Here is an 8,533-nt window from a genome sequence, read left to right as displayed (position 1 = left end):
GACCGGCGCGGCCGGAACCGGGGGCACGACCGCGCCGTGGTGCGGTGCGGTCGGACGCTCCCCGCTGACTCGACATACTGACGTAGGCTGGGACCGTGCCGACACTCGCTCACTGGATCACCTGGGTCATCGACTGGGCCGGCACGCTCGTCGGTCTGGTCGCGTTCGTCCACGCCGTGATGCAGCGGCCCGACGCCTTCACGGCCGCGGACCGCAAGAGCAAGCCCGTCTGGATGGCGATCACCGGTGGTGCCACGCTGGCTCTGCTGCTGTTCCAGTTCTTCGGGGCGGGCATGATCTTCTGGATCGCGGCGATCGTGGCCGTCCTGGTCTACATGGTCGACGTGCGACCGAAGCTGATCGAGGTGCAGCGCGGCGGATCGCCGTGGTGACCTGCTCGTTTCCCGGGTGAGTGAGCGCACGCTTAGTTCCGTCGCGGCAGCGCGTACGGTGAGGGTGTGAGTCACTGGGAGATCGCGGGCACCCTCACGCCCGTTCCGGCAACCGAGCGCCCCGACCTGTTGGCCGCACCGGTCGCCGAGGCGCTGACCGAACTGACCACCGCCGGCTCCGAACCGGTGGGCGTCGTCGAGATCGACCCGGAGCTGGCCGACACCGCCGAGTTCTGCGCGACCTACTCCTCGCCGCTGTCGGCCTCGGCCAACTGCGTGGTCGTCGCGGGGAAGCGGGGTGGGCAGACCCGGTACGCCGCGGCGCTCGTGCTGGCGACCACCAGGGCGGACGTGAACAACGCCGTCCGGCGCAGGCTCGACGTGCGCAAGGCGTCGTTCGCACCGATGGACGAGGCGGTGGAGCTCACCGGCATGGCCTACGGCGGGATCACCCCGATCGGGTTGCCGTCCGACTGGCCGATCCTCGTCGACTCCGCGGTCGCCGATTCCCCGGAGCTCGTGATCGGCAGCGGTTCGCGCGGTGGCAAGCTCCTGGTCACCGGCCGACTGCTGGCCTCCCTGCCGGGGGCCGAGGTCGTCGACGGCCTCGCGCGCTGAGCCGGGACGCGGGAACGGGTCCGTCCGGGTACCCGGTGGCACACCCCCGTGCGGACGCCACGGGGGAGAACGAGCACGGGAAAGGCAGGAGTATGGGCAAGGTGACGGCGGTCGCCGAGCGCACGATCGACGCCCCCGCCGAGCGGGTCCTCGAACGGGTCGCCGAATACCGCGAGGTCAGGCCGCGCATCCTGACCGAGCACTACCGCGACTACGAGGTTCTCGCGGGCGGTACGGGTGCGGGCACCGAGGCGCGGTGGAAGCTGCAGGCCACGTCGAAACGGGTCCGCGACGTGGCCGCCACGGTGAGCGAACCGGAGTCCGGCACGGTCGTGGAGACCGACGCGAACTCGACCATGGTCACCACGTGGACCGTGCGGTCGGCGGGTTCCCGGTCGCTCGTCCGGATCGAGACGACGTGGCAGGGCGCGGGCGGTATCGGGGGATTCTTCGAGGGACTGTTCGCGCCCAAGGGCCTGAAACGAATCTACGACGGCGTTCTCGCCAACCTGGAGCAGGAGGTGCGGCAGTCCTCATGACCGCGACCGAAGTACGACTCGCCTCGCGCCCGCACGGCGCGCCGACCCTGGACAACTTCTCCGTCGTCGAGGTCGACGTGCCGAGCCCGGGGCCCGGGCAGGTCCTCGTGCGCAACACCTGGATGTCGGTCGACCCCTACATGCGGGGCCGGATGAGCACGGCGAAGTCCTACGTCGCCCCGTACGAGGTGGGCAAGGTGATGGACGGCGGTGCGCTCGGCGAGGTGGTCGAGTCGAACGCCGACGGGCTCGCCCAGGGGGACGTGGTGCTGCACGCGCTCGGCTGGCGCACCCACGCGGTGGTCGACGGCTCCCGCGTCGCCAAGGTCGACCCGGACGCCGCGCCGGTGTCGGCGTACCTGAGCGTGCTGGGGATGCCGGGGCTCACCGCGTACGCGGGGCTGTTCGACGTCGCGAACTTCCGCGAGGGCGACACCGTGTTCGTCTCCGGCGCCGCCGGGGCGGTCGGCTCGCTGGTGGGGCAGCTGGCGAAGCTGAACGGTGCGGCCCGTGTGGTCGGCAGCGCCGGTTCGGCGGAGAAGGTCCGCTGGCTCACCGACGAGGTCGGGTTCGACGCCGCCTTCAACTACAAGGACGGCTCCGTGCGCGACCTGCTCGCCGAGGCCGCGCCGGACGGGGTCGACGTCTACTTCGACAACGTGGGCGGCGACCACCTGGAGGCGGCCATCGCGCAGCTGAACCTGCACGGCCGGATCGCGGTGTGCGGGATGATCTCGCAGTACAACGCCACCGAGCCGACCCCGGCGCCGCGGAACCTGTCGCAGATCATCGCCAAGCGGTTCACGATGCGCGGGTTCCTGGTCGCCGACCACGAGGACGCGCGCCCGCGGTTCCTCCGCGACGTGGCCCCGCTGGTCAAGGACGGGAAGCTGACGTACAGCGAGACGGTGGTCGACGGCATCGCCAACGCCCCGCAGGCCTTCCTCGACCTCCTCGCCGGCGCCAACACCGGCAAAATGCTCGTCCGCCTCTGAGCACCCCGCACCCACGGGTGTTGCCGTGAAGGGCACTCTCCCTGCGCTGGGCGCAGCGAGGGGCACTTTCCCTGCATTCGGCGCAGGGAAAGTGCCCCTCACGGCAACGACGCAGCGTGCTCAGCCGAGGTAGCCGCCCATCGTGGTGAAGTAGTCGGTGGCGGCGTGGTCGGTGTCGTCGTCGGTGCGGAGGCGTTCGACGACCAGGCCGGGGTTGCGGCCGCGGCGGGCGTCGGAGCCGGCCACGATCACGATGCCGTCCCCCTCACGGATGAACACCCGGCCCGGTGTGCCGCCGTAGCGGCCCGTCGACACCGACGCCCGGGTGATCCGGAGGCGCTCGCCCCGGTAATGGGTGAACGCGTTCGGGTACGGGTCGGACTGCGCCCGCACCAGCCGCTCGATGTCCTCGGCGGGCCAGGTCCAGTCGATCCGACCGTCCTCGACGGACCGTTTGTGGAAGAAGCTCGCCCGCGCGCGGTCCTGCGGGACGGGCTCGGCGCGCCCCGATGCCAGCAGCTCCAACGACTCGGACACGAGCGGTTCGATCAACGGGACGGTCTTGTGGAACAGGTCCGTCGCCGTGTCCTCCGCGGTGACCTCGACGGCCTTCTGTCGCACGATCGGGCCCGCGTCGAGCTCGTCGTCCATCATGTGCGCGGTGACGCCGACCTCCTTCTCGCCGTTGATCAGTGCCCAGATCAGTGGGGAGAAGCCCGCGTAGGCGGGCAGCAGCGAGTCGTGCACGTTCAACGTCCCCAGGCGCGGACGGCGGAAGATCTCCGGGGGGATCCGGGTCCGCCAGTTGTTCGCCACGATCAGGTCCGGATCGGTCTCCGCGATGCGCTCGGCGAGCGCGGCGTCCGGCCGGTCCCGCAGTTCCACGTCGACCCCGTGCTCCCGGGCGAGGTCGGCCACCGAGTCCGCCCAGATGCGCTCGTAGGCGTGGTCGGATTGCGGGTGGGTGACCACCAGAGCCACCTCGTGCCCGGATTCCAGCAGCGCACGGAGGGTGCGGTGCCCCCAGGTCTGATATCCGAACATCACGATCCGCATCGGCCCCTCCGGTCGGTCGGCGAACATCCAGGCGCGCCAAGTTAAGCAAGCCTTTCCTAAGTTCGCAAGGCGTCGCCGGCACGGCGAGGATCACCCACGATCGGAGTAACTAAGGTATGGCTAACCTACGTTAGCGTGTCCTATGTTCGGAGACGACCGGGTTCGCGAGGGGACGGGATGCCATGACACAGCCGCGGGACGGCTCGGAGATCCACGACGTGATCGGAGTCGGGTTCGGACCGTCCAATCTCGCGCTCGCCGTCGCGGTCCACGAGCACAACCGGGCTGTGGGGAGCGGGCGGGAACTGAACGCCCGGTTCCTGGAGCGCCGGTCCGGGTTCGGCTGGCACCGCGGCATGCTGATCGACGACGCCACCATGCAGGTGTCCTTCCTCAAGGACCTGGTCACCCTGCGGAACCCGAGCAGTGACTTCAGCTTCCTGTCCTATCTGCACGCACGCGGCCGCCTCGTCGACTTCGTCAACCACAAGACGCTGTTCCCGTTGCGGGTCGAGTTCCACGACTACTTCGAGTGGGCCGCGAGCCGGGTCGACCACCTCGTCTCCTACGACAGCGAGGTCGTGGCCGTGCGCCCGGTGTCCGTGGACGCCGGGCCCGGCGGGCCCGACCGCCCCGGCGATCCGGCCGCGACGTCCGGCACCGAGATCGTCGCCCTGGACGTGCACACCGCCGACGGTGCCCGGTACCGGACCCGCAACGTCGTGCTCGCCCCCGGGCTCCGCCCGCGCCTGCCGGACGGCGTGCGTGCCTCGGACCGCGTCTGGCACAACAGCGAGCTGCTGCACCGGGTGGACGCCCTCGACGCGCCCGCGCGCTGCGTGGTGCTGGGCGCGGGGCAGAGCGCGGCTGAGACCACCGCCCTGCTGCACGACCGGTTCCCCGGCTGCGAGGTCTGCCCGGTCTTCGCGCGGTTCGGCTACAGCCCCGCCGACGACAGCCCGTTCGCCAACCGTGTCTTCGACCCCGCCACCGTGGACGAGTTCCACGCCGCACCCGCCGAGACCAGGACGCGACTGCTGGACCGGCACGCCAACACCAACTATTCGGTCGTCGACCTCGAGCTGATCGAGGAGCTGTACCGGCGGCACTACCGGGAACGGGTGCTCGGCACCGAGCGGCTGCGGATGTTCGCCACCAGCCGGGTCACCGACGTCCGCGAGCACGACAGCGGGGTCCGGGTGGGGATCGAGTCGCTGACCTCCGGCGAGACGACCACGCTGGACGCCGACGTGCTGGTGTGCGCCACCGGCTACCGCCCGAGCCCGGCCGCCGCGCTGCTCGGGGAGACCGCCGCCTACTGCCGCACCGACGCCGAGGGCAGGCTGCGCGCGGACCGGGACTACCGGGTCGCCACCGTCCCCGGCGTGCGCGCGGGCATCTACGTGCAGGGCGGCGAGGTCGAACACACCCACGGCATCACGGCGTCCCTGCTGTCCAACAACGCCGTGCGCTCCGGAGAGATCCTGGAGTCGCTGCTCACCCGGCAGCGGGCCGGACACGGCGGGCCGGGTCCGGCCGGGGACGCGCGGGAGTTGTTGACACCCGTCGGCGCCCGCGGTGCGGCGCCGGAACCCGGGGAGCACCCGACGACGAGGGGAGAGTCGCGATGAGCAGTCCGTTCGACGACGACGAGGGCCGGTTCACCGTGCTGGTCAACGACGAGGGACAGCATTCGCTGTGGCCGTCGTTCGCGGAGGTGCCGCACGGATGGCGGGTCGTGTACGGCGAGGACACCAGGCAGGCCTGCCTGGACCACGTCGAGCAGCACTGGACCGACCTGCGCCCCGCGAGCCTCCGGGCCGCGGAGAGTGACGCAGAACACTCTCATTGATGAGACTATCACGCGTGATAGTCTCATCAATGAGAGTCTTTTCGTGAGGGTCACCCTGGCGTTCGGAGCGTGTCGTGACGGGTTTCCTCGGCCGTGAGCGCGAACTGGCGGTCCTGAACCGTCTTCTCGACCGGGTCGCCAAGGGCGGGAGGGCGAACCGTCCCGGGAGGGCGCTGCTGATCCGGGGGCGTCGGCGGGTCGGCAAGTCGCGTCTGGTCGAAGAGTTCGTCGAGCGGGCGGGTGTGCCGTCCCTGTTCTTCACGGCGTCCGCACAACCGCACGTCGCGACCGACCTCGGATTGTTCACCGAATCCGTGCTCGCGTCCGATCTCCCGGGCCGCGACATCGTCGAGGGGCAGATGCCCACCTCCTGGGACGCCGCGTTGCGACTGCTCGCGGCCGCACTGCCGGCCGACCGGCCGAGTGTGGTGGTGCTCGACGAACTTCCGTATCTCGTGGCCAACGATCCCGGTTTCGAGGGGACCCTGCAGAAGGCATTCGATCGCGAACTGTCCCGTCGACCGGTTCTGCTGCTCGGAATCGGGTCGGACCTGGCGATGATGGAGGCACTCAACGACTACGGACGCCCGTTCCACCAGCGCGCGTCCGAGATGGTGGTGCCCCCGCTCACCCCGGCCGATGTCGCCGACATGCTCGGGGTCGAACCTGCCGAGGCCTTCGACGCCTACCTGGTCACCGGCGGGCTGCCACTCATCCTGGACGAGTGGCCGGAGGGGGCCGATCTCGAAACGTACCTCGCCGAAGCCGTGCGGGATCCTGTCTCGGCTCTGCTGGTCAGCGCCGAACGAGCGCTCGCGGCCGAGTTCCCGGACGACGCGCAGGCCAGACGGGTCCTCACCGCCATCGGATCGGGGGAACGGACCTTCTCCCTGATCGGTCGGGCCGCCGGCGGACTGCCGCAGGGGTCGTTGAATCGGGCACTCCAACTGTTGATCTCCAAACGGGTGATCGAGGCGACGGTCCCGCTGTCCACCCGGCCGTCCCGGGAGACCCGCTACCTCGTCAGCGATCCCTATCTGCGGTTCTGGCTCGCGTTCCTCGGGGCCGGCCTGCCGGACATCGAGCGGGGCCGGGGCGATCTGGTGCTCGACCGTGTCCGTTCCTCCTGGACGAGTTGGCGGGGACGTGCGATCGAACCGGTGGTCCGCGAGTCGCTGCGCCGTCTGTCACCGACCATGTTCCCCGAGGGCACGGAGGTGTTCGGGGGTTATTGGACCCGCAGCAACGACCCGGAGATCGATCTCGTCGGTGCGGACCGGGAGCCGGTCGCGAAACGGGTGACACTGGCCGGTTCGATCAAGTGGCTGCAGAACCACCCGTTCGACGGCCACGACCTCGCCCGGCTCGTCCGGCACCGGTCGCAACTCCCGGGCGCCGACGACGACACCCCGCTGTTCGCCGTCAGCCGGTCCGGCTCGACGGTGGACGGCGTCCGGACCCTGACCCCGGAGGATCTGCTCAGCGCCTGGCGCACAGCGTGAGCGCGGGACCCGGGAGGTCGTCGATCCCGGTGACGCGCGGTGCGGCCGAACCTGCGTGATCCACCGGGCCGGACGGCGGATCGAAGAAGGTGACCCGCCCCCATTCGCGCTCAGAACACCACGGTGCGGTTGCCGTGGACCAGGACGCGGCCCTCCAGGTGCCAGCGCAGGCCGCGGGCGAGGGTGATCTTCTCGATGTCCCGGCCCTTGCGCACCATGTCGGTCACCGTGTCCCGGTGGTCCACCCGGATGACGTCCTGTTCGATGATCGGTCCGGCGTCGAGGTCCGGGGTGACGTAGTGGCACGTGGCGCCGACCAGTTTCACCCCGCGGGTGTGGGCCTGGTGGTAGGGCCGGGCACCGACGAACGACGGCAGGAAGCTGTGGTGGATGTTGAGGGCGCGGCCCGCCCACGCCGCGCACAGCTCGGGCGGCAGGATCCGCATGAACCGGGCCAGCACCACCGCGTGCGGGTCGTGCTCGTCCACCAGTCGGGCGATCTCGGCGAACGCGGCGGGTTTGTCGTCGCCGAACGGCACGTGGTGGAACGGGATGCCGTGCGCGCGGGTGACGTCGGCGAGCACGTCGTGGTTGCCGATCACCGCGCGCACGTCGACGTCCAGCTCGCCGGAGGCCACCCGGCCGAGCAGGTCGTAGAGACAGTGCCCCTCCCGGGAGACCAGCAGCACCACGCGGCGGCGCTCGCCGGTGTCGTCGATCCGCCAGTCGGTCTCCGACCCCAGTGACCGGGCCACCCCCGCGAAGCGCGCCCGCAGTTCGGTGACGTCGAACGGGACCGAGTCGGCGGTGACGACCTGGCGGGTGAAGAACCAGCCGGTGTCCGGGTCGGTGTGGTAGGCGGCCTCGACGATCCACCCGCCGACCTCGGCGAGGAACGAGGCGATGCGGGCGACGATCCCGGTGCGGTCGGGACAGCCGAACGTGATCACGTACTGGCGCTGCGGCACGCCCCACATTGTCACCGTTCGCCGGCGCGTCCGCGCGGCGCCCCGGCCGTGGTGGCGTACGGCCGGGAGGGAGATCTCAGGCTGCGCTCGTGTCCCGGGCCACCGTGTCCCAGGCGACGGTGAGCTCGCCCAGTCTGCGCCGGTCCGGGTGCCCGAGGACCCGCCAGCCCTGCCCGGCCAGCAACCGGACCGTCTCCGCCCAGCGTGCCCGCGCCCCGAACACGGTGTACGGGGCGGCGACCGCCCACCAGTGGTCCAATGCGGACAGCAACGCGTGGATCGGCTCGCCGGGGACGTTGCGGTGGATCAGGGCCTTCGGCAGGCGTTGGGCCAGTGTGGACGGACGGTCCAACGTGTCCGGGCGGCAGGACAGGGTCAGCGTGCGCGGCCCCTGCCGGGTCAGCGTCACCCAGCAGCACAGCCTGCCGAGCTCGTCGCAGGTGCCCTCGACGAGCACCCCGTCCGGTGCGAGCCGGGTGAGCATCGCCCGCCACGACGGCGCGACGTCGGCCTCGTCGTACTGGCGCAGCACGTTGAACGCGCGCACCACCGCCGGGCGGGTGCCCGCCAGTTCGAAGCCGCCCCGGGCGAAGTCCAGCCGCGGCGGGTCG

The 8,533-nt window shown here is 70.9% G+C and carries 10 protein-coding genes; 7 read left to right on the top strand and 3 right to left on the bottom strand.

Annotation, left to right across the window (positions count from 1 at the left end; genetic code table 11):
* Positions 1–95 precede the first annotated feature (95 nt).
* From ACTIR_RS0118525 to ACTIR_RS0118510, 4 genes are all read left to right on the top strand, one after another.
* On the top strand, positions 96–392 hold the full coding sequence (locus ACTIR_RS0118525; protein WP_007024384.1) for a DUF2516 family protein: 297 nt from the start codon (positions 96–98) through the stop codon (positions 390–392).
* Between the two features lie 66 nt (positions 393–458).
* Positions 459–1,010 carry a YbaK/EbsC family protein gene (locus ACTIR_RS0118520; RefSeq protein WP_026455397.1) on the top strand — a complete coding sequence of 184 codons (552 nt, stop codon included), beginning with the start codon at positions 459–461 and terminating at the stop codon, positions 1,008–1,010.
* Positions 1,011–1,102: 92 nt separating this feature from the next.
* The gene (locus ACTIR_RS0118515; RefSeq protein WP_026455396.1) at positions 1,103–1,549 is read left to right on the top strand and encodes an SRPBCC family protein; all 447 of its coding nucleotides are present in this window, start codon (positions 1,103–1,105) and stop codon (positions 1,547–1,549) included.
* On the top strand, positions 1,546–2,544 hold the full coding sequence (locus ACTIR_RS0118510) for an NADP-dependent oxidoreductase (protein WP_026455395.1): 999 nt from the start codon (positions 1,546–1,548) through the stop codon (positions 2,542–2,544). Before ACTIR_RS0118515 ends, ACTIR_RS0118510 begins: the two co-directional genes overlap by 4 nt.
* A 120-nt stretch (positions 2,545–2,664) precedes the next feature.
* Here the strand turns inward: ACTIR_RS0118510 and ACTIR_RS0118505 are convergent, their stop codons facing one another.
* Positions 2,665–3,600: a methionyl-tRNA formyltransferase gene (locus tag ACTIR_RS0118505; RefSeq protein ID WP_026455394.1), complete on the bottom strand. Its 936-nt coding sequence runs from the start codon at positions 3,598–3,600 to the stop codon at positions 2,665–2,667.
* A 182-nt stretch (positions 3,601–3,782) separates the two neighbouring features.
* Here ACTIR_RS0118505 and ACTIR_RS24245 point away from each other — a divergent pair, with 182 nt between their 5' ends.
* From ACTIR_RS24245 to ACTIR_RS0118490, 3 genes are all read left to right on the top strand, one after another.
* Entirely contained in the window at positions 3,783–5,231 is a 1,449-nt protein-coding gene (locus tag ACTIR_RS24245; protein ID WP_052583949.1) for a lysine N(6)-hydroxylase/L-ornithine N(5)-oxygenase family protein, read from the top strand.
* Positions 5,228–5,452 (top strand): MbtH family protein, encoded by a 225-nt coding sequence (locus ACTIR_RS0118495; RefSeq protein WP_026455393.1) that lies wholly within the window; start codon positions 5,228–5,230, stop codon positions 5,450–5,452. Before ACTIR_RS24245 ends, ACTIR_RS0118495 begins: the two co-directional genes overlap by 4 nt.
* Before the next feature lie 74 nt (positions 5,453–5,526).
* Positions 5,527–6,954, top strand: coding sequence for an ATP-binding protein (locus ACTIR_RS0118490; protein ID WP_026455392.1), 1,428 nt, complete (start codon positions 5,527–5,529; stop codon positions 6,952–6,954).
* A 110-nt stretch (positions 6,955–7,064) separates the two neighbouring features.
* Here ACTIR_RS0118490 and purU read toward each other — a convergent pair whose 3' ends face one another.
* On the bottom strand, positions 7,065–7,931 hold the full coding sequence (purU, locus tag ACTIR_RS0118485) for a formyltetrahydrofolate deformylase (protein ID WP_034240943.1): 867 nt from the start codon (positions 7,929–7,931) through the stop codon (positions 7,065–7,067).
* Positions 7,932–7,998: 67 nt separating this feature from the next.
* The coding region (locus tag ACTIR_RS24240) for a hypothetical protein (RefSeq protein WP_034240940.1) at positions 7,999–8,533 on the bottom strand (535 nt) is incomplete at its 5' end.

It is taken from the genome of Saccharomonospora iraqiensis subsp. iraqiensis (assembly GCF_000430445.1).
Classification (GTDB): domain Bacteria; phylum Actinomycetota; class Actinomycetes; order Mycobacteriales; family Pseudonocardiaceae; genus Saccharomonospora; species Saccharomonospora iraqiensis.
The sequence above is the reverse complement of the archived record's forward strand: the minus strand, read 5'-3'. Positions and strand labels throughout refer to the sequence as shown.

Excerpts from the sequence above, each read along its gene's own strand:
- purU (WP_034240943.1), bottom strand. The coding sequence starts at position 7,931 with ATGTGGGGCGTGCCGCAGCGCCAGTACGTGATCACGTTCGGCTGTCCC.
- ACTIR_RS0118515 (WP_026455396.1), top strand. The coding sequence starts at position 1,103 with ATGGGCAAGGTGACGGCGGTCGCCGAGCGCACGATCGACGCCCCCGCC.
- ACTIR_RS24245 (WP_052583949.1), top strand. The coding sequence starts at position 3,783 with ATGACACAGCCGCGGGACGGCTCGGAGATCCACGACGTGATCGGAGTC.
- ACTIR_RS0118505 (WP_026455394.1), bottom strand. The coding sequence starts at position 3,600 with ATGCGGATCGTGATGTTCGGATATCAGACCTGGGGGCACCGCACCCTC.
- ACTIR_RS0118495 (WP_026455393.1), top strand. The coding sequence starts at position 5,228 with ATGAGCAGTCCGTTCGACGACGACGAGGGCCGGTTCACCGTGCTGGTC.
- ACTIR_RS0118510 (WP_026455395.1), top strand. The coding sequence starts at position 1,546 with ATGACCGCGACCGAAGTACGACTCGCCTCGCGCCCGCACGGCGCGCCG.